The sequence below is a fragment of the Lentzea californiensis genome (genome assembly GCF_024648825.1).
Classification (GTDB): Bacteria; Actinomycetota; Actinomycetes; order Mycobacteriales; family Pseudonocardiaceae; genus Lentzea; species Lentzea californiensis.
The window spans coordinates 486,891-508,696 of record NZ_JANBBE010000001.1 but is presented as its reverse complement, the minus strand read 5'-3'; the positions used below and the strand labels follow the sequence as shown (position 1 = coordinate 508,696).

At 70.4% G+C, this 21,806-nt stretch carries 23 protein-coding genes; 19 read left to right on the top strand and 4 right to left on the bottom strand.

The genetic code is table 11. The features are described from left to right. Nucleotides 1-10: 10 nt before the first annotated feature. From LX88_RS02740 to LX88_RS02695, 10 genes are all read left to right on the top strand, one after another. Entirely contained in the window at nucleotides 11-991 is a 981-nt protein-coding gene (locus LX88_RS02740) for a Ppx/GppA family phosphatase (protein WP_258946279.1), read from the top strand. Next, nucleotides 991-2,253, top strand: a complete 1,263-nt coding sequence (locus LX88_RS02735; RefSeq protein ID WP_258946278.1) for an Rv0497 family membrane protein — start codon at nucleotides 991-993, stop codon at nucleotides 2,251-2,253. Before LX88_RS02740 ends, LX88_RS02735 begins: the two co-directional genes overlap by 1 nt. Then, nucleotides 2,250-3,095, top strand: a complete 846-nt coding sequence (locus LX88_RS02730) for a sugar phosphate isomerase/epimerase family protein (RefSeq protein ID WP_258946277.1) — start codon at nucleotides 2,250-2,252, stop codon at nucleotides 3,093-3,095. Before LX88_RS02735 ends, LX88_RS02730 begins: the two co-directional genes overlap by 4 nt. Nucleotides 3,096-3,213: 118 nt before the next feature. After that, on the top strand, nucleotides 3,214-4,086 hold the full coding sequence (locus LX88_RS02725; RefSeq protein WP_258946276.1) for a proline dehydrogenase family protein: 873 nt from the start codon (nucleotides 3,214-3,216) through the stop codon (nucleotides 4,084-4,086). Further along, nucleotides 4,083-4,865, top strand: a complete 783-nt coding sequence (locus tag LX88_RS02720; protein ID WP_258946275.1) for a thioesterase family protein — start codon at nucleotides 4,083-4,085, stop codon at nucleotides 4,863-4,865. Before LX88_RS02725 ends, LX88_RS02720 begins: the two co-directional genes overlap by 4 nt. Before the next feature lie 10 nt (nucleotides 4,866-4,875). Beyond that, nucleotides 4,876-5,685: a pyrroline-5-carboxylate reductase gene (proC, locus tag LX88_RS02715; protein WP_258946274.1), complete on the top strand. Its 810-nt coding sequence runs from the start codon at nucleotides 4,876-4,878 to the stop codon at nucleotides 5,683-5,685. A 137-nt stretch (nucleotides 5,686-5,822) separates the two neighbouring features. After that, on the top strand, nucleotides 5,823-6,035 hold the full coding sequence (locus LX88_RS02710) for a helix-turn-helix domain-containing protein (RefSeq protein ID WP_030477960.1): 213 nt from the start codon (nucleotides 5,823-5,825) through the stop codon (nucleotides 6,033-6,035). Nucleotides 6,036-6,155: 120 nt separating this feature from the next. Continuing rightward, complete coding sequence (locus LX88_RS02705) at nucleotides 6,156-6,257, top strand: 30S ribosomal protein bS22 (RefSeq protein WP_015105422.1); 102 nt, start codon at nucleotides 6,156-6,158, stop codon at nucleotides 6,255-6,257. Nucleotides 6,258-6,530: 273 nt separating this feature from the next. Next, nucleotides 6,531-7,568, top strand: coding sequence for an NAD-dependent epimerase/dehydratase family protein (locus tag LX88_RS02700; protein WP_258946273.1), 1,038 nt, complete (start codon nucleotides 6,531-6,533; stop codon nucleotides 7,566-7,568). 15 nt (nucleotides 7,569-7,583) lie between these two features. Continuing rightward, complete coding sequence (locus tag LX88_RS02695; protein ID WP_258946272.1) at nucleotides 7,584-8,543, top strand: lysophospholipid acyltransferase family protein; 960 nt, start codon at nucleotides 7,584-7,586, stop codon at nucleotides 8,541-8,543. Here the strand turns inward: LX88_RS02695 and LX88_RS02690 are convergent. Continuing rightward, entirely contained in the window at nucleotides 8,512-9,786 is a 1,275-nt protein-coding gene (locus LX88_RS02690; protein ID WP_258946271.1) for an isocitrate lyase/PEP mutase family protein, read from the bottom strand. The two genes, LX88_RS02695 and LX88_RS02690, sit on opposite strands and share 32 nt — an antisense overlap. A gap of 65 nt (nucleotides 9,787-9,851) precedes the next feature. On the opposite strand from LX88_RS02690, the gene LX88_RS02685 reads away from it, so the two are divergent. Then, entirely contained in the window at nucleotides 9,852-10,568 is a 717-nt protein-coding gene (locus LX88_RS02685) for an ArsR/SmtB family transcription factor (protein ID WP_258946270.1), read from the top strand. On the opposite strand, the gene LX88_RS02680 is transcribed toward LX88_RS02685, so the two are convergent. Continuing rightward, the gene (locus tag LX88_RS02680) at nucleotides 10,497-11,393 is read right to left on the bottom strand and encodes an HAD family hydrolase (protein WP_258946269.1); all 897 of its coding nucleotides are present in this window, start codon (nucleotides 11,391-11,393) and stop codon (nucleotides 10,497-10,499) included. The two genes, LX88_RS02685 and LX88_RS02680, sit on opposite strands and share 72 nt — an antisense overlap. 173 nt (nucleotides 11,394-11,566) lie before the next feature. Between LX88_RS02680 and LX88_RS02675 the strand changes: the two genes are divergently transcribed. Further along, the gene (locus tag LX88_RS02675; protein WP_258946268.1) at nucleotides 11,567-11,890 is read left to right on the top strand and encodes a hypothetical protein; all 324 of its coding nucleotides are present in this window, start codon (nucleotides 11,567-11,569) and stop codon (nucleotides 11,888-11,890) included. Here the strand turns inward: LX88_RS02675 and LX88_RS02670 are convergent. Then, nucleotides 11,877-12,953, bottom strand: a complete 1,077-nt coding sequence (locus LX88_RS02670) for a DUF5667 domain-containing protein (protein ID WP_258946267.1) — start codon at nucleotides 12,951-12,953, stop codon at nucleotides 11,877-11,879. The genes LX88_RS02675 and LX88_RS02670 overlap by 14 nt on opposite strands. Nucleotides 12,954-13,007: 54 nt before the next feature. Further along, the gene (locus LX88_RS02665) at nucleotides 13,008-13,583 is read right to left on the bottom strand and encodes a sigma-70 family RNA polymerase sigma factor (protein WP_258946266.1); all 576 of its coding nucleotides are present in this window, start codon (nucleotides 13,581-13,583) and stop codon (nucleotides 13,008-13,010) included. Between the two features lie 209 nt (nucleotides 13,584-13,792). Between LX88_RS02665 and LX88_RS02660 the strand changes: the two genes are divergently transcribed. The 7 genes from LX88_RS02660 to LX88_RS02630 all read left to right on the top strand — a co-directional run bounded on the left by LX88_RS02660 (nucleotide 13,793) and on the right by LX88_RS02630 (nucleotide 21,804). Further along, on the top strand, nucleotides 13,793-15,268 hold the full coding sequence (locus LX88_RS02660) for an AMP-binding protein (RefSeq protein ID WP_258946265.1): 1,476 nt from the start codon (nucleotides 13,793-13,795) through the stop codon (nucleotides 15,266-15,268). 4 nt (nucleotides 15,269-15,272) lie between these two features. Then, nucleotides 15,273-15,512, top strand: a complete 240-nt coding sequence (locus tag LX88_RS02655; protein WP_090065985.1) for a glutaredoxin family protein — start codon at nucleotides 15,273-15,275, stop codon at nucleotides 15,510-15,512. A 61-nt stretch (nucleotides 15,513-15,573) separates the two neighbouring features. Further along, on the top strand, nucleotides 15,574-17,043 hold the full coding sequence (locus LX88_RS02650; protein ID WP_258946264.1) for a molybdopterin-dependent oxidoreductase: 1,470 nt from the start codon (nucleotides 15,574-15,576) through the stop codon (nucleotides 17,041-17,043). A gap of 168 nt (nucleotides 17,044-17,211) precedes the next feature. Then, a complete protein-coding gene (locus LX88_RS02645; protein ID WP_245983131.1) occupies nucleotides 17,212-17,967 on the top strand; it encodes a redox-sensing transcriptional repressor Rex in 756 nt (251 codons plus the stop codon). Nucleotides 17,968-18,004: 37 nt separating this feature from the next. After that, nucleotides 18,005-19,321 (top strand): glutamyl-tRNA reductase, encoded by a 1,317-nt coding sequence (locus LX88_RS02640; protein WP_258946263.1) that lies wholly within the window; start codon nucleotides 18,005-18,007, stop codon nucleotides 19,319-19,321. After that, nucleotides 19,318-20,253, top strand: coding sequence for a hydroxymethylbilane synthase (gene hemC / locus LX88_RS02635; protein WP_258946262.1), 936 nt, complete (start codon nucleotides 19,318-19,320; stop codon nucleotides 20,251-20,253). The genes LX88_RS02640 and hemC overlap by 4 nt, the downstream gene beginning before the upstream one ends. An 18-nt stretch (nucleotides 20,254-20,271) precedes the next feature. Next, nucleotides 20,272-21,804, top strand: a complete 1,533-nt coding sequence (locus LX88_RS02630) for a bifunctional uroporphyrinogen-III C-methyltransferase/uroporphyrinogen-III synthase (RefSeq protein WP_090065980.1) — start codon at nucleotides 20,272-20,274, stop codon at nucleotides 21,802-21,804. The last annotated feature ends 2 nt before the right edge of the window (nucleotides 21,805-21,806 follow it).

Sequence of the window (21,806 nt, the reverse complement as noted above, 5' to 3'; positions counted from 1 at the left end):
CGTTTCCGGCGTGCGCCTGGGCGTTCTCGACGTGGGGTCCAACACCGTCCACCTACTGGTGGTGGACGCGCATCGTGGTGCCCACCCAATCCCGATGACGTCAGAGAAGACGATCCTTCGTCTCGCCGAGCAGCTCGACGACAAGGGTCAGCTCTCCAAAGCGGGTGCTGACCAGCTCGTTCGTGCCGTTGCCGCCGCCAAGGCGTCGGCCAAGCGGTCCGGCTGCGAGGACCTGATGGCGTTCGCGACCTCGGCGGTGCGCGAGGCGGGCAACTCGGCAGAGGTGCTCGACCGGGTGCGCACCGAGACCGAGGTCGAGCTGAAGGTCCTCTCCGGCGAGGACGAGGCGAAGTTCACCTTCCTCGCGGTCCGCCGCTGGTACGGCTGGTCCGCGGGCAAGTTGCTCAGCCTCGACATCGGTGGCGGCTCCCTGGAGCTCGCCATCGGCCGTGACGAGAACCCGGACCTGGCCTTCTCCGTGCCGCTCGGCGCGGGAAGGCTCACCAGGACCCGGTTCAAGAAGGACCCGCCCCGGCGCTCGGAGGTCCGCGAGACCACCGACTGGCTCGCCGAACAGCTCGCGCCCGTGGCGCGGAAGCTGAAACGCGCGGGTGAACCCGATCGGGTGGTTGCGACCTCAAAAACTTTCCGAACGCTGGCGCGGCTCACCGGGGCCGCGCCATCGTCTGCCGGGCCCAGGGCACGACGCGTGCTCACCGACGCGGGCCTGCGGCAGCTGATCGCGTTCATTTCCCGGATGTCGGCCTCCGACCTCGCTGAGCTGGAAGGCGTGAGCACGTCGCGCGCCCACCAGCTCGTCGCGGGGGCGTTGGTCGCGGAGGCAACAATGCGAGCCCTGTCACTCACGCAGCTGGAGATTTGCCCCTGGGCACTCCGGGAGGGTGTCATCCTCCGACGGCTGGACCACACTGACGGGACGGACCAGAGCGATACTGGACGGACTGGCCAGACCGGGGCACGGTGGAGTTGATGAGTCGAGAGAGCGGATCGGACCAGACGCAGCGCACTGTCGCTGAGCTGCTCGCCCAGTACGGGGGCAGCGCAGAGAGTGCGCCACGTCGGCGACGCCGCCGCGCTGACGACGAGGAAGACGTCCAGCAGCCGGAGACCGCGCCCCAGTCGATCATCGAGCGGGTCCTGTCCGACAGCGGCCGCCTGATGGCGATCCGCGACGACGACGTACCGCAGCCCGGTCGCCGCGCCGCCCCCGAACCGCAGGCAGCTCCACCGCCGCCCCCGGCCGCGGAGCGCACGGCGTACCAGCCGAAACCGCCGCCTCCGAAGGCGCCGCAGCCGTCACAGCAGATGCCGGTGCCGCCCGCGCAGCCTCCGCTGGTCCGCAGACCGGCCAAGTCGGCGCCGCCCCCCGCCAAGCCGGCCGCACCCGCGCCGCCGCCTCCCGCGGCCACCGAGCAGACCCGGCAGGTGCCGCAGGTCCGCGACCAGCCGTCCAACTCCGGCATGCCGCGCCCGGACGTGCCCGGCCGCCTCGAGGCGCGCCTCGACCAGTCGACGCCGTCGCGCACGAACATCACCCGGCCGCCGAAGCCGGTGCCGCCGTCGGTGCAGATGCCGGTCCCCGGCCCGCCGCGCGAGGCGATGACGGAGCAGCTCCCGCGCATCCCGGCGAAGGCGCCGGTGGACCAGATCGCCGCGCTCGAGACCGAGTCCGTGCTGATCGTGCCGCCCGCACCGCCGAAGCTGCCGGAACCGCTGCCGGGCAACGTGCCCGACGCCTGGTTCGGCGACGACGACGTGGCGGCCGCCAAGACCGACCTGTCGATGGCGCCGATGGAGTCGACCGCCGCGCACGCCGGCCCGTACGTGGACGACGACTCGCAGGAGTACGCCGTCTACCGCCCTGAGGACGACTACCTCGCGGACGACGAGGAAGGCGACGAGGACGAGGGTCCCGCCGGCCTCGACGACGCCGGCGAGGCCGAGGAGGACCCGGACGCCGAACCGCGCTCCGCGGGCAAGGAATGGCTGATCATGATCGGCCAGCTCGCCGTCGGCGTGCTCGGCGGCGCGGGCCTGTGGCTCGCGTTCAACTACCTGTGGCGCTCGCTACCCGCCGCCGCACTCGTCGTGGCGCTTGCCGTTACCGTGGGTCTGGTGTTGCTGGTTCGAAAGATCCGCCGAGCGGACGATCTGCAGACCACCGTCCTAGCCGTGCTCGTAGGCCTCATCGTGACCGTCTCACCAGCGGCGATGCTGCTGGTGAAGAGTTGACCGCGCGCATCCCGGTCGGGCTTTCCACGGCCTCGGTCTACCCGCAGCCCGCCGGAGCGGCGTTCGAGATCGCGTCCGAACTGGGGTACGACGGCGTAGAGCTGATGGTGTGGGCCGACCCGGTGTCGCAGGACATCCGGGCGGTCGACCGGTTGTCGGTCCGCACGGGCATGCCGGTGCTGGCCGTGCACGCCCCCTGCCTGCTGATCTCGCAGCGGGTCTGGTCACCGGACCCGTCGGAACGCTTGCGCCGCGCCGTCCAGGCGGCACAGGACCTGGGCGCACCGACCGTGGTGCTGCACCCGCCGTTCCGGTGGCAGCGCAAGTACGCGGACGGCTTCGCCGAGCTGGTCTCGTCGCTGGAGGACTCGAGCGGCATCGCCATCGCGGTCGAGAACATGTTCCCCGTGCGCCGGCCTCTCGGCCGTGGGCGCTCGGTGGAGATGAACGCGTTCAAGCCGTCCGTCGACCCGACTGACGTCGGGCACCGGAACTACACGCTCGACCTGTCCCACTCGGCTGCCGCGCACATGGACGCGCTGGAGCTGGCGAAGCGGATGGGGGACGGGCTCCGGCACATCCACCTGGCCGACGGGTCCGGGGCGCCCAAGGACGAGCACATGGTGCCGGGGCGCGGGACCCAGCCCTGCGCGGAGCTGTGCGAGCTGCTGGCCCGGGGTGGGTTCGACGGGCAGGTCGTGCTGGAGGTCAACACCCGGCGGGCCGGGTCTCCGGCTGCTCGGCGGGAGATGCTCGCGGAGTCGTTGCTGTTCGCGCGGTTGCACCTGGACTGGGCTGCCGAGGGTGGCGCCGGGAAGGCTCGTCCGGGGCTGTCCCGCTGAGACCTGCGGCTTGCGGGTTCTGGCCCAGACCGCGGACGAGTTCTGGCAAGAGTCGTTCGGCACTGTCGTGGCTCGTCCGGGTTAGGGTTCCGGTGTGAACCCGCTGCGAGCGTTGATCATGGCCGCGTCTCGCAACGAGACGGTCCGCCATCTCGTCGCCAACGCGCCTATCAGCCGTGATGTCGTGAAGCGGTTCGTCGCCGGCGAGAGCACGAAGGACGCCGTCGAGGTCGTTCGCGGGCTTGGGCTGCCGGTGACGCTGGACTACCTCGGCGAGGACACGACGGACAAGGCCCAGGCCGAGAAGACCGTTCAGGCTTATCTGGAGCTGCTCGACGCGCTGCACGCGGCGGGGCTGGCCGAGAACGCGGAAGTGAGCGTCAAGCTGTCCGCGGTCGGACAGTCGCTCGACGAGGCGCTCGCCCTGACGAATGCCTCCCGGATCTGTGCCGCCGCCGAGCAGTGCGGGACGACGGTCACGCTCGACATGGAGGACCACACCACCACCGACTCGACGCTGCGGGTGCTGCACGAACTGCGGCGCAGCTGGCCCTGGGTGGGGGCGGTGCTGCAGAGCTACCTGCACCGGACGCTGGACGACTGCAAGCAGCTGTCCGGGCCCGGGAGCAGGGTCAGGCTGGTCAAGGGGGCCTACGCGGAGCCTCCCGAGGTTGCGATTCAGGATCCATCCGAGGTTGATCTGAACTACGTGCGGTGCCTGAACGTTCTCCTCGCTGGAGAGGGCTACCCGATGTTCGCCACGCACGACCCCCGGTTGATCGAAATCATTGGCGAACGAGCCCGCTGGTATGACAAAACTGACTTCGAGTACCAGATGCTGTACGGCATCCGGACCGAGGAGCAGCGGCGTCTCGGCACTCGTGTTTATGTCCCCTACGGCGAGCAGTGGTACGGATATCTCATGCGGCGACTTGCAGAACGGCCTGCCAACGTGACCTTTTTCCTGCGGTCGCTGGCCAGCCGCTCATGACCTTCTCGAAGTCCAGTGCGGTGCGGTCGCTCGGTGACGGAACCTTCACCGCGTCCCTGCCCGCCGAGTGGACCGTGGGCCCCAAGCCCCACGGCGGTTTTCTTCTTGCTGTGATGACCCGTGCGGCCGCTCAGATCGCTGACGGTGATCCGTTGGCCGTGTCCGCGCAGTTCCTCCGCGCGCCGGAGGTCGGGCCCGTGCTGGTCCGCACCGACGTGCGCAAGGCGGGGCGGACGGCGACGGTCATCGCGGTGACGCTGGAGCAGCGCGGGCAGGTGTGCGTCGAGGCCTCGGTGACCACCGGGCGGATACCCGAGCACCGGGCCGACTACGTGAACCTGCCGTCGATGCCCGCCGCGCCTCCGCCGGGGGCGGTGGAGATGGCGACGTTCCCGACCGGCGGGGTCTACCGCGTGGGCGCGCTGTGCGACCTGAGGGTGGACCGCGAGTCGGCGACGTTCCTCGACCGGCGCACGGACGGGCCGCTGACGCTCAAGCTCTGGGCGCGGCCGGCCGACGAGCAGCCCGACCCGTACTTCGCGTTGCTCGCGGGGGACCTGTCGATGCCCGTGACGTTCAACCTCGGTCGTTTCGGCTGGTCGCCGACGGTGCAGCTGACGGCCTTGCTGCGGGCGCGGCCCGCTCCCGGCTGGCTGCGCATCCACGTGACCTGCCAGGCGGTGCACGGCCAGTGGTTCGACGAGGACGCCACGGTGATCGACTCGGCCGGGCGGCTGGTGTGCCAGGCACGGCAGCTTGCGTTGACGCCCGCTGTGTGAGACTTGACCGATGACGAAGATCGCGGTGCTCGGCGCGGGCAAGATCGGTGAGGCGCTGCTGTCCGGGCTCCTGCAGGGTGGTCGCGCGGCCTCGGATCTGATGTTCACGGAGAAGCACGAGTCACGGGCTCGTGCTCTCACCGAGCAGTACGGGTTCGAGGCCGTCACGGTCTCCGGCGCGGCGGCGCAGGCCGACGTGCTGGTCGTGGCGGTCAAGCCGCAGGACATCGAGCCGTTGCTGGTCGAACTCGCGCCGGTGCTGCGGGCCGGCACGCTGATCGTGTCGTTGTGCGCGGGCCTGCCGACGGCCCTGTACGAGCGCAGGCTGCCCGAGGGCACCCCGGTGGTGCGGGTCATGCCGAACACGCCGATGGTCGTCGGTGAGGCCATGAGCGCCGTCTCCGGCGGCTCCAACGCCACCCCGGAGCACCTCAAGATCGTCGAAGAGCTGCTCTCGACCGTGGGCAAGGTCGCGGTGGTGCCGGAGTCGCAGCAGGACGCGGTGACGGCCCTGTCGGGCTCCGGTCCCGCGTACTTCTTCTACCTGGTCGAGGCGATGATCGACGCGGGCATCCTGCTCGGCATCCCGCGCGACCTGGCCTCGCAGCTGATCATCCAGTCGGCCGTGGGTGCCGCGACGATGCTGGCAGAGGGCACCTCGCACCCGGTGATCCTGCGTGAGGCGGTCACGTCCCCCGCCGGCACGACGATCATGGCCATCCGCGAGTTGGAGAAGCACGGCGTCCGCGCGGCCATGCTCGCGGCCATCGAGAGCGCTCGCGACCGCTCCGCCGAGCTGGGCCGTCAGCACGAGGACTGAGCCGAAGTGAGGGGCGAACCCCACTTGGACGTCGCAGGAGTCACACCAGTCCCGCTACTCTCAGGGCAGCACGTGCGTGTCGAACCGTCGGTGGGGAAGACCGACGGCACGACACGTGTCTAAGGATGCGGTGATGTATGCCTGCGAAGGAGAACGAACGAACAGGCCTCGCTCAGGTGCAGTTCCTGACCGTGGCCGAGGTGGCCTCGATGATGCGGGTCTCCAAGATGACCGTGTACCGCCTGGTGCACTCCGGTGAACTGCCCGCGGTGCGGGTGGGGAAGTCGTTCCGGGTGCCCGAGAAAGCGGTCCACGCCTACCTGGAGAACGCGTACTTCGACGCTGGCTGAAGGCTGGTGAACCCCGCCGGGTAGACTGGTAGGCCGATCGTGCTTACCGGCGCGCCGTGTTCAACACGGCCAAGGCTGGGGCGCGCCAGTCAAAGCAACGTCTAGAGCTAAGGAACCCGCATGGGCTCGGTCATCAAGAAGCGCCGCAAGCGCATGTCGAAGAAGAAGCACCGCAAGCTGCTGCGCAAGACCAGGGTCCAGCGCAGGAAGCGCGGCAAGTAAGCCCGCATGCGCTCTGCCGCCGCCGGTCTCCTCTCGCAGGAGGCCGGCGGCGGTTGCGTTTCTCCGGCAGTCGCCACGCCCAGGTGCTTGTGCGGGCACGGAATATCACTGCGTGAGACAGCCCCGCACTTCCACGGGAACGGGGGCCGCCGTTCGGGTGATTAGCCCGTAAAGCCTTCGTGACCTGCGTCAAGACGGCGTTCCGGCCCCCTCCGGTTCCTGATCTGGTCTGTAGCATCGACCAATCGCAACGCCCTTCGTGCTTGGAGTCGCATGACGCCCAAGGTCGTCCTAGTCACCGGAGTCAGCCGCTTCCTCGGCGGCCACCTCGCCGCGCGCTTCGCCGCGAACCCGGACATCGAGCGCGTGCTCGGTGTGGACACCGAGCCGCCGCCACGCGACCTGCTGCGCCGCATGGGCCGCGCGGAGTTCGTGCGGGCCGACATCCGCAACCCGCTGATCAGCAAGGTCATCTCCACGGCGAACGTCGACACGGTCGTCCACGCCTCCGTCACCGCGAGCCCGGCCGGGCCCACCGGCCGCACGGTGATGAAGGAGATGAACGTCATCGGCACCATGCAACTGCTGGCCGCCTGCCAGAAGTCGCCCAAGGTGCAGAAGCTCGTCGTGAAGTCCACCAGCGCCGTCTACGGGTCCAGCAGCCGCGACCCGGCGGTGTTCACCGAGGACATGGGCCCCAAGGACCTGCCGTCGTCCGGCTACGCCAAGGACGCGGTCGAGGTCGAGGGGTACGTGCGCGGGTTCGGCCGCCGCAGGCCGGACGTGAACGTCACCACGCTGCGCTTCACGAACTTCATCGGCCCGCGCATCGACACGGTGCTGACGCGCTACTTCGCCCTGCCGGTCGTGCCCACCGTCTTGGGCTACGACGCTCGTGTGCAGCTGCTGCACTCCGAGGACGCCCTGGCGGTCCTGGAGCGCGCGACGCTGCACGACCTGCCCGGAGTCTTCAACGTGGGAGGCGACGGCGTGCTGCTGCTGTCGCAGGCGATCCGCCGGGCGGGCAGGCTGAACCTGCCGGTGCCCAGCGGGGCCGTGCCCACGGTCGGTGGCTTCTTCCGGAGCGCCCGGCTCGTCGACTTCTCGCCCGACCAGATGAGGTTCCTCAACTGGGGGCGCGTGATCGACACCACCCTGCTGAAGAAGGAATTCGGGTTCACGCCGCGGTGGACCACCCAGCAGGCGTTCGACGACTACGTGAGCGGCCGAGGTCTGAAGCCGCTCATCGACCCGGAGACGATCGACGCCGCCGAGCGGGGAATCCTCGACGCGGCCGCTCGTTTCCGCTGATCTTGTTTTGAGGAGATGAACGCAGTGGCAGGTGCACGCGTTATCCCGCTGCACGACCCGGAGCGCGACGCCGCGCGGAGATCGCGGCACGTCGAGGTGGTTCCGGAGCCAGAGCAGCAGCAGTCCGCGACACCGGACTGGGAACGCAGGCTGACCGACCTGCTGTCGTTCGCGCGCAGGCGGATCGCCGGCGACTACCAGGTCGACGAGTTCGGTTTCGACCGCGACCTCACCGAGAACGTGCTGATGCCGCCGCTGAAGCCGTTGTACGAGAAGTGGTTCCGCGTCGAGACCATCGGCCTGAACAACATCCCGGCGGCCGGTGGCGCGCTGATCGTGGCGAACCACTCCGGCACCGTGCCGCTCGACGCCCTGATGACGTCGTTCGGCATCGCGTCGGAGCACCCGGCGCACCGCCACATGCGCATGCTGGGCGCGGACCTGGTCTTCCGCACGCCGGTGCTCGGCGCACTGGCCCGCAAGTCCGGCCAGACCCTGGCCTGCAACCCCGACGCCGAGCGGCTGCTGTCGTCCGGCGAGCTCGTGGGCGTGTGGCCGGAGGGCTTCAAGGGCGTCGGCAAGCCGTTCAAGGACCGCTACAAGCTGCAGCGCTTCGGCCGCGGCGGCTTCGTGTCGGCGGCGCTGAAGACCGGCGCGCCGATCATCCCGTGCTCCATCGTCGGGGCCGAGGAGATCTACCCGATGATCGGCGACATCAAGGCGCTGGCCCGCTTGCTGGGCTTCCCGTACTTCCCGGTGACGCCGTTCTTCCCGTTGCTGGGGCCGCTGGGCGCCATCCCGCTGCCCTCGAAGTGGTACATCGAGTTCGGCGAGCCGATCCGCACCGACGTGTTCGGCGAGAACGCGGCCGACGACCCGATGCTCGTCTTCAACCTGACCGACCAGGTGCGGGAGACGATCCAGCAGACGCTGTACCGGCTGCTCACCCAGCGTCGGAACGTGTTCCTCGGCTGACCAGCGCCTGGACCTCGTCGTAGCCGAACGCGGCGCTGGTGCCGCCGTCGCGCACCGCCTGCGCGGTCGCGACGGTGTGGTGCAGGGCCGCCCGGAACAGCAGTGAGCCGGTGCTGATCCGCTTCACGCCGAGGTTTCCGAGTTCCTCCGGCGTGCGCCGCTGGGCGAGGACGTTGAGCGGGGCGAGTTGTGCGAGCTTCTCGATCTCGCGCGGCTCGGTCAGGCCTGCCACGAAGATCCCGTCCGCGCCGGCGTCGACGTAGCGGCGTGCCCGGTCCTCGGTCTCCTCGGTGGCCATGCCCAGCCAGTGGGTGTCGATCCGGGCGTTGAGGAACACCCCCGGCGCGCGTTCCTTGACGGCCGTGATGAGCGCCGCCTGCTCTTCCGGCGTGGCCAGGCCGTGCGGGCGGCCGTCCTCCAGGTTGACGCCCGCCACGCCCAGGCCGGCGACGAGCTCGGCGATCTCCTCCCGCGGCTTGCCGAAGCCCGACTCCAGGTCGGCGGTGACCGGGCAGGGCAGGGTGCTCAGCAGCTTCGCCAGTGCGACGGCCTGATCACCGGCCAGGCCCATGCCGTCCGGGATGCCGTGTGCGGCGGCCACTCCGAGGCTCGTGGTGCCGATCGCGGTGAAACCTGTCGCGTGCAGGGCCGCCGCCGAGGTGTAGTCCCAGGCGTTGGGGAGGACCAGCGGCTGGTCGCGGTGGTGCAGCGCCCGGAACGCCATGTTCTTGGCGATCCGGGTGGCCAGCCGGCGGCCGGGGCAGGCGTGCGGGCCGTGGCCGAACGGGTGGTGCTCCAGGCTGACCTCGACGACGCCCTGCCGCGTCTGCCTGCGCGTGATCGGGACCGGAGGGCCCTGGTCACCGGTGACGAGGTGCTCGGCCAGGGCGTTCGTGGCTGCCCAGGCCTGGACGAGCAGGCCGATCCTCGCCGCCGTCGCCTCGTCGTGGGTGGCGGTCAGGCGCTCCACGGCGGCGTCGGCCGCCGCGGTCACGGGCTCGTGCGGCTGGTAGCACGGGGCGATCTCGGCGATGGCGTCCAGCGAGCCCGGAAGTCCCAGTGCGGCGGCCAGTTCGTCGAGGGTGGTGGCGTCCAGGTCCTCGACGAGGCCGGCCGTCAGAGCGCGCCTGCGGGCGTGGGTCTCACCGTTGCTGAACCTGACCACGGACGACCTGAGCCAGGCCACGCCCGCTTCGCCTGGCGGGACCTCGGGGACCGGGAGGCGCAGCAGCTCTTCGCTCATGCGGACGACGCTAGGGCCTGGACGGTTCGGTGCCGGCCGAAGCGTTCCGGCCGCAGAATGGCGTGGTGGAAGCACTCGCCCAGGTCGCCGGACTGCTCGCGGACAAGACCCGTGCCGCGATCTGCGGAGCCCTGCTCGACGGACGGGCCTGGACCGCCCGCGAACTGGCCGCGCACGCCGGGGTGGCCGCGTCCACCGCGAGCGAGCACCTGACCCGGCTGGTCGAGGGCGGGGTCCTGGTCGAGCACCGGCAGGGACGGCACCGGTACGTGGCGCTGGCCGGGCCGCACGTCGCCGAGCTGCTGGAGGCGATGGCCGCCTTCGCCGGTCCCGGTCCGCGGCCCCGGTCGCTCCGTTCGGCGGCCGTCTCCGAGGCCATGGCCCGCGGCCGCACCTGCTACGACCACCTCGCGGGCCGGCTCGGCATCTCGCTGCGGTCGGGACTGGTGGAGCTCGGGGTGGTCGGTGACGGGCTCGCGGTCACCGGGACCGGGCTGGTCTGGTTGAAGGAGCTCGGGTTCGAGCCGTCCAAGAGGGTGGTCAGCCGGGCCTGCCTGGACTGGACCGAGCGCGTACCGCACCTGGCCGGCGCGGCCGGGGCGTTCCTCTGCGAGGCGTTCTTCGCGCGCGAGTGGGTGCGACGGATCGGAACCAGCCGTGCCGTCGTGCTCACCCCCGCCGGTGAGCAGGGGTGGCGGGAGCTCGGGCTGCTACCTGACCCGGCGCCGGTAGGCCAGCGTGGCGGCCACGGCTCCCGCCAGGGCACCGACACCCAGCACTGACGGGACGCCGATCTTGGCCGCCTTGCGGCCCGTGCGGAAGTCGCGGATCTCCCAGCCCTTGCGGCGCGAGACCTCGCGCAGCTGCGAGTCCGGGTTCACGGCCACCGCGGTGCCCACCACGGACAGCATCGGGACGTCGTTGGACGAGTCCGAGTACGCGGTGCAGCGGCGCAGGTCGAGACCCTCCTTGGCGGCCAGCGAGCGGACGGCCTGGGCCTTGGCCTTGCCGTGCAGCAGGTCGCCGACCAGACGGCCGGTGTAGACGCCGTTCTCGGACTCCGAGACGGTGCCCAGGGCACCGGTCAGGCCGAGCCGGCGGGCGATGATCTGGGCGAGCTCGACGGGCGTGGCGGTGACCAGCCAGACGCGCTGACCAGCGTCCAGGTGCATCTGGGCGAGGGCCTGGGTGCCCTTCCAGATGCGGTCGGCCATCAGCTCGTCGTAGATCTCCTCGCCGAGCGAGACCAGTTCGGCGACGCTGCGGCCCGAGACGAAGGAGAGGGCCTGCTCGCGGGAGGCCTTGACGGACTCCGGGTCCTCCCGGCCGCCCACCCGGAACTTCAGCTGCTGCCAGACGAAGCCCGCCAGGTCGGACGACGAGAAGTACTTGCGCGCGGCCAGGCCGCGGGCGAAGTGGAAGATCGACGCGCCCATCATCATCGTGTTGTCCACGTCGAAGAAGGCAGCCGCGGTCAGGTCCGGCGGGACGTTCAGCGACTGTTCCAGCTCTGGCGCCATCGCGGCAGCCTGGATCGCCGCGTCTGCCGATGCCTCGCCGGCCAGTACGGCCAGCCGGTCGCTCTGCACGTCACGCTTGCCTGCCATGTCCCAAGCGTAGCGATCAGGCCGCCACACCCGCTCAGACCTGGGCGAGAACACGTGGTGCGAGTTTCAGCTCGCGCCGCTCGTCACGCCGCGTGTTCGGAACGACACGACGTGTTGTGCTCCGTTCGGCGTAGTGAAGATGATCTACCTCGCACCTGCTCCCGCGCGACGAGTTGAGGTTCGTCCGCACCGACCGCAACCGGAACGAGATCACGCGCGAGGAGCAGGAGGTCCTGCTCGGCAAGTGCGTCGCGGTGATCGGGTTGTCCGTCGGCAACAGCGCCGCGCTGACCGCCGCGATGGAGGGCGTCGGGGGCGGTTTCCGGCTCGCCATCCTCGACCACGCCGGGATGGTGCAGATGGTCGACGGCACCCGGATCAGTCCCGCTCTCACGCAGGCCATGTCCGAGATCGGCCGCACGCTGAGCAGCTGGCCCCAGCAGGCGTCGCCGCTGGAGCTCGCGATCATGCGGGGTGCCGTGCTCAGCCGAAGCTGATCCCGGGCAGCAGCGGCAGCGAGATGCTCGGCAGCGGGAGTGGCAGCGGGATCGTGATCCCCGGCTTGCCGGACGTGGGCGGGGTCGAGGTTCCCGGCTTCGCCGGCGGCGCGGTCGACGTGCCCGGTGCCACCGACTGCGTGGGCTGCACGGACGGGTTCGCCGATCCGGACGGCGTGGGCGGACCCGGCGGGGTCGGCTGCACCGAGGACGGCTTGTTCCCCGGTGACGAGTTCGGGTCGGTGATGACCGAGGCGCACGCGTCCTTGGCCGGCAGTGGACCGAGGGTGTCCGAAGATCCGCTGGTCACGGCGTCGCAGCCCGCGCGGGCCGCGAGGTCGTGGGCCCGTTGGGCGATGCTCGCCAGCAACCACATCGTCGTGTCGGCGTGGGCGCCCGCATCGCCGGGCAGGCGGGGGCGCAGGGTGCCGACCTTCTCGTACTGGGCCAGCGCCCAGTCGCGGAGGTCGGGCAGCGCCTTCTCGTCGGACGCCGTGGCGTACGTGATGAGCTGGCGGGCACCCTCGACCGCGTCGGCGTCCAGGTCGGTCAGTGCCGTGAGCTGGGCGGACGAGTCCGAGGCGCGTTCGGCCAGCGTCTCCATCTCGGTGACCCTGGACGCGGCGAACTCGAGGTGCTTGAGGGCGCGGTCCTGGTCGTCGAAGGTCAGGCCGAGCGAGGCGCTTTCGGTGGTGCGCTTGATGCCGTAGAGCGGGTCTCCCGGGAGCGCGTCACGGCTGAGCAGCACACTCATGCCGGCGAGTGACATCAGCAAGCAGAGGACCGCGGCCGCTGCGACCGCTAATCGTGCGCGCGCTCCCACCCGTCTTACCGACGAGAGCACCAGTGGCTTCTCCGGTGGGGGCGCGGTGAGGACGCGCTGTTTCATCCGTTCGCGCGTCTCGGCGTCCGGGCCGACGTCCATCCGCCGGAGGAGTTCGACGATCGCGAGGTCCTCAGCGAGGTCGTCGTTGCCTACCGGCTGTGGGCCGCCTTCAACGGCACGAGCGAACCGCTCGTGCTCCGTCTGCCGCCACCGCGGTGTTCTTCCCTTGCCGTCCATCTCAGCCCGAGTAACGAAGTTGATCTGCTTTGGGTTACGCCCCTGCGATCACGATCACCGCAACCAGGACGGGAGGATCTGTGCGAGCCGCCTCACGGCCCGGTGTTGCAGGGCCTTCACGGCGCCCTCGTTGCGGTCCATGAGCTGCGCGACCTCGGACACCGTCTTGCCTTCGATGAACCTCAGCGTGATGCACTCCCGCTGATCGTCCCCCAACTGGGAGACGCACCGGAGCAGTTCCGCGTTGGTCGCCTCGGTCATGACCTCCTGCTCGGGGCCGCTCGTCTCCTCGCGGTTGTCCTGGAGCTCGGCGGTCGTGACCTCGAGCCGGTAGCGGCTCGACTTCACGTGGTCGAACACGATGTTGCGGGCGATCGTGACGAACCACGCGCCCACGTCGCGGCCCTGGTAGCTGACCGAGGCGATGCTCCGCAGAGCCCTGAGGAAGGTCTCGCTCGTCACGTCCTCGGCGAACGCGCGGTCGCCGCCCACCCGGAAGAGGACATAGCGAAAAACCATGTCGACGTAGTTGTCGTACAACACTCCGAACGCCTCGGTGTCACCCTCTTGGGCGGCCTTGACGAGCTGCCACGGCTCGTCTGCGGCGTTGTCGTGCTGACCCCCCGTCATGGTTCGGGTGGTCCTGATCGTGTTCGGTCGTGCCCGCGCGGTCATCGGCTCGCGGCACCTCCACAGAGTCGCCGTGGCGGCAGCATACGTGTTGTTACTCCGTAGTAGGTAGCGGACGGTTTCGATGGTAAGACGAGCCAACCGCGGCTTCATGACGCTCGTCACGCGTGGAAGACTGCCCGGAGTGCCCAGTTGTTCATGAGGAGGCCATGTTGACTTCCGCTCGCAATGTGTCAGATCTGGTCCGTGCTTCGGCACAGCGGGGACCCAGCCACGTCGCCCTGGTGGACGTAGCGAGCGGTAAGAGCCTCACGTGGGAGACCATCGACGGCGCGACCGACGCTTTCGCCCGCCATTTGGCTGATTCAGGACTCGAATCGGGCGACCGGGTGGCGGTACGGCTGCCCACGAGCCCCGAGTTCGTGGTCGCCGTGTTCGGCATCCTCCGCGCGGGCGGGGTCGTGGTGCCGACGGGCCCCGGCATCCCGCCGCGGGAGCTCCAGCGCATCCTCGCCGACTCCGGCGCCGCCCTCCTGATCGGCGACGGCGAGGGCTCCGACGCGACGGTGATCGAGGTTCCGGACGTCACCGCGACCGCCGAGCCCTTCGAGGCCGTCCGCGGTGGCGAGGACCTGGCCGTTCTCGGCTACACCTCGGGCACGTCCGGCGTGCCGCGCGGCGCGATGCTCTCGCACCGGGCGTTGCTCGCGAACGTCACGCAGTGCGCCGCCCTGCGCCCCGCTCCGGTCACGGCGGCCGACAGGGTGCTGCTCGCGCTGCCGTTGTTCCACGTCTACGGCCTCGGTCCCGGCCTGCTGCAGGTGGCGGGCGCGGGTGCCACGGCGATCCTGCTGGAGCGCTTCGAGCCGTCCAGCGTCCTCGATGTCATCGCGGAGCACCGCGTCACCACGATGGTCGGCGTGCCGCCCATGTACCGGGCGATGCTCGCGCACCCGGCCGAGGTGCTGCGCGAGAAGCTCGCCACGGTCCGCCTGTTCACCTCCGGCGCGGCCCCGCTCCCCGCGGGCGTCATCGCGGAGATGCGCGGCGCGATCGGCATCCCGATCTACGAGGGCTACGGCCTCACCGAGACGGGTCCCGTGCTCACGTCCACCCTGGTCGGCGGCGTGCCGAAGCCGGGTTCGGTGGGCCAGGCGCTGCCGGGCGTCGAGATCCGCCTGGTCGACACGGACGGGTCGGTGCTCGACATCGACGAGGACGAGCCCGGCACCGGCCTGGTGTCCGCGAAGGGCGACAACCTCTTCAGCGGCTATTGGCCCGACGGCGCCCACGGCCCGGACTCCTCCGGCTGGTTCCGCACCGGCGACGTCGGTTTCATCGACGCCGACGGCGACCTGCACCTGGTCGACCGAGCCGGCGACCTGATCATCGTCAACGGCTTCAACGTCTACCCGCACGAGGTCGAGCAGGTCATCGGTGAGCTGGAGCAGGTGCTCGAGGCCGCGGCCGTCGGCGTGCCGGACGAGAGGACCGGCGAGTCGGTGAAGGTCGTGCTCGTGCTGCGCGACGGGCAGGAGCTGACCTCGGAGGCCGTGGTGGCCCACTGCGCCGCGCGCCTGGCCAAGTTCAAGGTGCCGACGGCGGTGGAGTTCGCCCCGGCCCTGCCGCACTCGCCGACCGGCAAGCTCGCCCGCGCCGTCCTGCGCAGGCCTTTGGGAGCATGACGGCATGACCCACCACGTGACGTTGATGAGCCGGGTGTCGTGCCACTCCTGCGAGGAGGCCGCCGTCGAGATCGAGCGGATCTGCGCCGACCTCGGTGCGACCTGGTCCGTCGAGGACGTGGACTCCGATCCGGAACTGCGCGCCGAGTACGGCGACCGGGTGCCGGTGTTCCTGGTGGACGGCGCGGAGCACGGGTACTGGAAGGTGGAGGAGGACCGCCTGCGGGCGGCTCTCGCCCAGTAGTTGATTACCGGGGCCTTACGGCTCGGGCGAACCAACCGCGGATGGGTGTCGAATCAGAGGTATGAAGCCCGCCAAGGCCGCACTCACCGGACTGATCGCCCTAGCCACGGCTCTTGCGGCAGGGCACCTGGTGGCGGCCTTCGTGGGCCTGAGCGCCTCCCCGTACCTCGCCGTGGGCAACGCCGCGATCGACCTCACGCCGTCGTGGCTGAAGGACTTCGCCGTCACCACGTTCGGTACCGCCGACAAGCTCGTGCTGCTCATCTGCATGGGCGTCGTGCTCGTCGGCATCGGCATCGGGGCGGGCCTGGCCAGCCGGAACAGTCCCGCGCCGGGCACTCTGGTGGCCGTGCTGCTCGGGTTCGTGGGCGTAGCGGCGGTCGTGACCAGGCCCGACGTCGGCCAGCTCGCCGTGCTCGCACCCGTCGCCAGCACGGCGGCGGGCGTGTACGCGTTCCGCTACCTGCACCGCGAGGCCGAGGAGAGCGAGAGCAGGCGCGGTTTCCTGATCACCGCCGGGCTCGCGGTCTTCGCGGGGGTCGCGGGCCAGCTCTTCGGCAGCCGGACGGACGTCGAGGGCTCGCGCCAGGCCGTCGGCGACCTGACGCCGAAGGTCAAGGCGCCGGAGATCCCGGTCGGCGCCGACTTCGTCAAGGACGGCACCCCGAGCTTCATCACGAGCGGCCAGGACTTCTACCGGATCGACACCGCGCTGAGCGTGCCGCGGATCAGGGCCGAGGAGTGGGCGCTGCGGGTGCACGGCATGGTCGAGCGGCCGATGGTGCTCACGTTCGAGGAGATCCGGAGCAGGGACCTCGTCGAGGAGACCGTCACGCTGACCTGCGTCTCCAACGAGGTCGGCGGGCCGTACATCTCCACGGCCGACTTCGTCGGCGTCAGGATCGGCGACGTGCTGCGGGAAGCCGGCGTGAAGGCGGGCGCGGACCAGCTGTTCAGCACCAGCGACGACGGGTTCACCGCGGGCAGCCCGCTCGACTACGTGCTCGAGAACGGCCTGATCGCGATCGGCATGAACGGCGAACCTCTGCCCGCCGAGCACGGGTTTCCGGCGAGGCTCGTGGTTCCGGGGCTCTACGGCTACGTCTCCGCGACCAAGTGGGTCACCGACCTCAACGTGACGACGTTCGCGAAGGACCAGGGCTACTGGATCCCGCGCGGCTGGGCGACGCGGGCGCCGATCAAGGTGTCCTCGCGCATCGACCGGCCCACGAGGATGGGCAAGGTCCAGGGGAAGGCGGTCATCGCCGGCACGGCGTGGGCCCAGCCCAAGGGCGTGGCCAAGGTCGAGGTCAGGATCGACGGTGGACCGTGGCGGGAGGCCCAGCTCGGGGCGGACGTCAGCGACACCACGTGGCGCATGTGGCGGGTAGAGCTGGAGCTCGGCAAGGGCAGTCACACGGCCGAGTGCCGGGCCACCGACAAATCCGGCTTCACGCAGGACCAGGCCCGCCTCGATCCGGTTCCCGACGGTGCGACGGGATGGCACTCCGTCACCTTCACCGTCGAGTAGGCGCTCACCCCGTAGTGATCATGAACCGAGGAAGCGCTGGTCACGCCCTGTCACCGGCGCTGTGACACCCGATCACCGACTTTGTGCATGCGTTCACAAGCGGTACGGTGTCCACATCACCAACGCCGCGGGGTCCCTGCGGTGATGCACACCCGGAGGTCGGAGAGCGTGGTTTCACAGCGGGGCGAAGGTGAGACGACCACCACCCCTGCAGAGGCTGCCGACAAGGAGCGCGCCCGCGCGATCCCCGAGGCCGCCGTGGCCCGGCTCGCCGTGTACCTGCGCGTGCTGTCCGGCATGGCCGAGAGCGGTGTCACGGCCGTCTCCAGCGAGGAACTGAGCCAGGCCGCCGGCGTCAACGCGGCCAAGCTCCGCAAGGACCTGAGCTACATCGGCAGCTACGGCACGAGGGGCGTCGGGTACGACGTAGAGGTCCTCGTGAGCCACATCGAGCGCATCCTCGGCCTCACCCGCAACCACTCCGTGGCCGTCGTCGGCATCGGTAACCTTGGTCACGCTCTCGCGAACTACGGCGGGTTCCCCGGCCGTGGTTTCCCGGTCACCGCCCTCTTCGACGTGGACGCCGATCTCGTCGGAATCCCTGTTGGGGGCATCCCCGTCAACCACATCGACGAGATCACCGCGATCTGCCTGGAGCGCGAGGTGTCGATCGGCGTCATCGCGACGCCGCCGCCCGCCGCCCAGTCGGTTTGCGACCGTTTGGTATCTGCGGGCGTCCAGTGCATTCTGAACTTTGCACCAGTTGTCCTTCAGGTTCCAGACAACGTCGAGGTGCGCAAGGTTGACTTGGCGGTCGAGATGCAGATCCTGTCGTTCCACGTCGCTCGGCGTGCGGACGAGGCTGCCAGCGTCTCGGTCGGCAACAACGGACTCGGTGTGGACGGGATGGTGATTCGCCCGTGAGCGTGAGCCAGACGGCTCCGGCAGACGTGGTGAGTGCATGAGCGTGCTCGTAGTCGGGCTTTCGCACCGCACCGCCCCAGTCCCGGTCCTGGAACGCGTCACCGTGGCCGAGCCGAACCTGCCCAAGGTCCTCGGCCAGCTGCTCGCCGCCCCCAGCGTCTCCGAGGCGATGGTCCTGTCGACCTGCAACAGGGTCGAGGTCTACGCCGTCGTCGAGTCGTTCCACGGCGGCATGTCCGAGGTCGTCGAGGTCCTGGCGCAGCACGCGCAGATCGAGCCTCAGGCGCTCTACGAACACTTCTACGTCCACTACGCCGCCGCTGCCGTCGAGCACCTGTTCTCCGTCGCGGCCGGCCTCGACTCGATGGTCGTCGGCGAGTCCCAGATCCTCGGCCAGCTGCGCGGTGCGTACGCGGCGGCGGACGAGGCGGGCACCGTCGGCAGGACCGTCCACGAGCTCATCCAGAACGCGCTGCGCGTCGGCAAGCGGGTGCACACCGAGACCGGCATCGACCACGCGGGTGCGTCCGTCGTGTCCGAGGCCCTCGGCGACGCGGAGGCCCAGCTGGGCACCCTCGTCGGCAAGCGCGCGCTGCTCGTCGGCGCCGGGGCCATGGGCGGCCTGGCCGCCGCCCACCTGCGCCGGGCGGGCATCGGCGAGGTCGTCATCTCGAACCGGACGCAGGCCAACGGTGTGCGTCTCGCCACGTCGCTGAAGGCCGAGGGCGTCCCCGCGACGGCCGTCGACCTGACCGCGCTGGCCGTCGAGATCGACCTCGCGGACATCGTCTTCGCGTGCACCGGGTCCGTCGACACGGTCGTCCGCGCGGACATGATCAGCGCCCGCTCGCGGCCGTTGGTCGTGTGCGACCTGGGCCTGCCCAAGGACGTCGACCCGGCCGCCGCCGAGTTGCCGAACGTTCGTGTGGTGGACCTGGAAACGTTGCAGCGCCGCCTTTCCGACGCGCCCGCCGGCCAGGACACCCGCCTGGCGGTCCAACTGGTCGGCGACGAGGTCAAGGCCTACCTCGCGGGCCAGCGGTCCGCCGAGGTCACGCCGACCGTCACGGCCCTGCGCAAGCGGGCCGCCGAGGTGGTCGACGCCGAACTGCTCCGTCTTGATTCGCGACTTCCCGAACTGGACGCCGCGACACGCGGTGAATTGGCCAAGACGGTGCGTCGCGTTGTAGACAAGCTCCTGCACACGCCGACCGTCCGGGTGAAGGAGCTCGCCTCCGCCCCTGGTGGTACCGGCTACGCGGAGGCTCTCCGCGAACTGTTCGGGCTCGACCCCCAGTCGCCTGGGGTTGTCAGTCAGACCAAGCAAGCTCCTGTGGATGGTGAAACGCGGTGACCCGCACCCTACGGATCGGTACCCGAGGCAGCGCACTGGCGCTCGCGCAGACGGGCACCGTGGCCGAGGCGCTGAAGGCTGCCGGAGCACAGGTCGAGATCGTCGTCGTCAAGACGCCGGGCGACCTCTCCGACGCGCCCATCGCCCAGATCGGCATCGGCGTCTTCACGTCGGCTCTTCGTGACGCGCTCGCGAACGACGAGATCGACGTCGCCGTCCACTCCTACAAGGACCTCCCGACCGCGCCGGACCCCCGTCTGACGCTCGCGGCAGTGCCCCGGCGGGAAGACCCGCGCGACGCCCTCGTGGCGCGCGACGGTCTCACGCTCGGTGAGCTGCCGGTGGGGTCCACTGTGGGCACCGGATCTCCGCGCCGTGCGGCGCAGCTGGAGGCGTTGGGCCTCGGGCTGAACATCGTCCCGTTGCGCGGCAACGTGGACACGCGCATCGGCAAGGTCCGCAACGGCGAGCTCGACGCGGTGGTGCTGGCTCGCGCCGGCATCTCGCGTCTCGGCCGCACGAGCGAGATCACCGAGAACCTGGAGCCCATCCAGATGCTTCCCGCACCCGCACAGGGTGCGTTGGCAGTCGAGTGCCGGGTCGACGACGTCGACGCCGAGCACCTGATCCAGTCCACTTTGGACGATTCGGCCAGCCGGGCCGCTGTGACCGCTGAGCGCGCCATGCTGGCCGCGCTCGAGGCGGGCTGCAGCGCGCCGGTCGGCGCGCTGGCCGATGTGGTGGAAGACCTCGATGACGACGGGAAGGTCGTGTACCGACTTTCCCTGCGCGGGGTCGCAGCGACGCCGGAGAACGACCTCCTCCGGGCGTCCGCCACCGGTGACTTGACCGAAGCTGAGGGACTCGGCCGGGCGCTGGCCGCCGAGTTGCTCGACCTCGGGGCCGCGGTTCTCAGCGGTCCAGAGGCGTAATCGATGGGGAGTGCCCTGATGACCCGCGCACGCAAGACCCCCGGACGCATCGCCTTCGTGGGCTCCGGCCCCGGCGACACCGGGCTGCTCACGGTCCGGGCCCACGACTTGCTCACCAGGGCTGAACTCGTGGTCACCGACCCGGACGTTCCCTCGGACGTCCTCGCGACCGTGCCGGAGGGAGTCGAGGTCCGCCCCGCTGTCGGTGAGTCCGCCGACGTGGCCAAGGACCTGGTGAACGAGGCGCGCAACGGCGCGACCGTCGTTCGTCTCGTCGCGGGTGACCCGCTGACGCTCGACTCGGTCGTCAAGGAAGCGCAGGCCGTCGCGAAGTCGACGATCCCGTTCGACGTCGTACCCGGTGTGCCCTCGGGCACCGCGGTTCCGGCGTACGCGGGTGTGGCTCTCGGTGGCGTGCACACCGAGGTCGACGTCCGCGCGGTGACGGACTGGGCCGGCCTCGCCGCCGCGCCCGGCACGCTCGTGCTGCACGCGACCGGTTCGCACCTGGCCGAGGCCGCGTCGAACCTGGTCGAGAACGGCCTCGCGCCGCAGACCCCGGTCGCCGTCACCGCCGAAGGCACCGGCTTCCAGCAGCGCACCATCGACACCACGCTGGCCGCCGTCGCGGCCGACGCCGGTGAGATGGGCGGCCCGCTGGTCGTCACCGTCGGTGCCGCCGCCGCCAACCGCTCGAAGCTCTCCTGGTGGGAGTCGCGGGCGCTGTACGGCTGGCGAGTGCTGGTCCCGCGGACCAAGGAGCAGGCCGGCGCGATGTCCGAGCGTCTGCACTCGCACGGCGCCATCGCCGTCGAGGTGCCGACGATCTCGGTCGAGCCGCCCCGCAGCCCCGCGCAGATGGAACGTTCGGTCAAGGGTCTCGTCGACGGCCGCTACCAGTGGGTCGTCTTCACCTCGACCAACGCCGTCCGCGCGGTGTGGGAGAAGTTCCGCGAGTTCGGCCTGGACGCCCGTGCGTTCTCCGGTGTGAAGATCGCCTGCGTCGGCGAGGCCACGGCCGCGAAGGTGCGTTCGTTCGGCATCATCCCGGAGCTCGTGCCGTCGGGTGACCAGTCGTCCGAGGGCCTGCTGAACGACTTCCCGCCCTACGACGACATCCTCGACCCGGTCGACCGCGTGCTGCTGCCGCGGGCCGACATCGCCACCGAGACGCTGGCCGCCGGCCTGCGCGAACGTGGCTGGGAGATCGACGACGTGACGGCGTACCGCACCGTGCGTGCGGCCCCGCCGCCCGCCGACACCCGCGAGATGATCAAGTCCGGTGGCTTCGACGCGGTGTGCTTCACCTCGTCGTCGACCGTGCGGAACCTGGTCGGCATCGCGGGCAAGCCGCACGCCCGCACGCTCGTCGCGTGCATCGGCCCGCAGACCGCCGAGACGGCGCGGGAGTTCGGCCTCCGGGTCGACGTGCAGCCCGAGGAGGCGAACGTGCCCGCGCTGGTCGACGCGCTGGCCGCCCACGCCGCCCGGTTGCGCGCCGAGGGAGCGCTGCCTCCTCCGCGCAAGACCAAGCGTCTGCGCCGCAGCTAGTC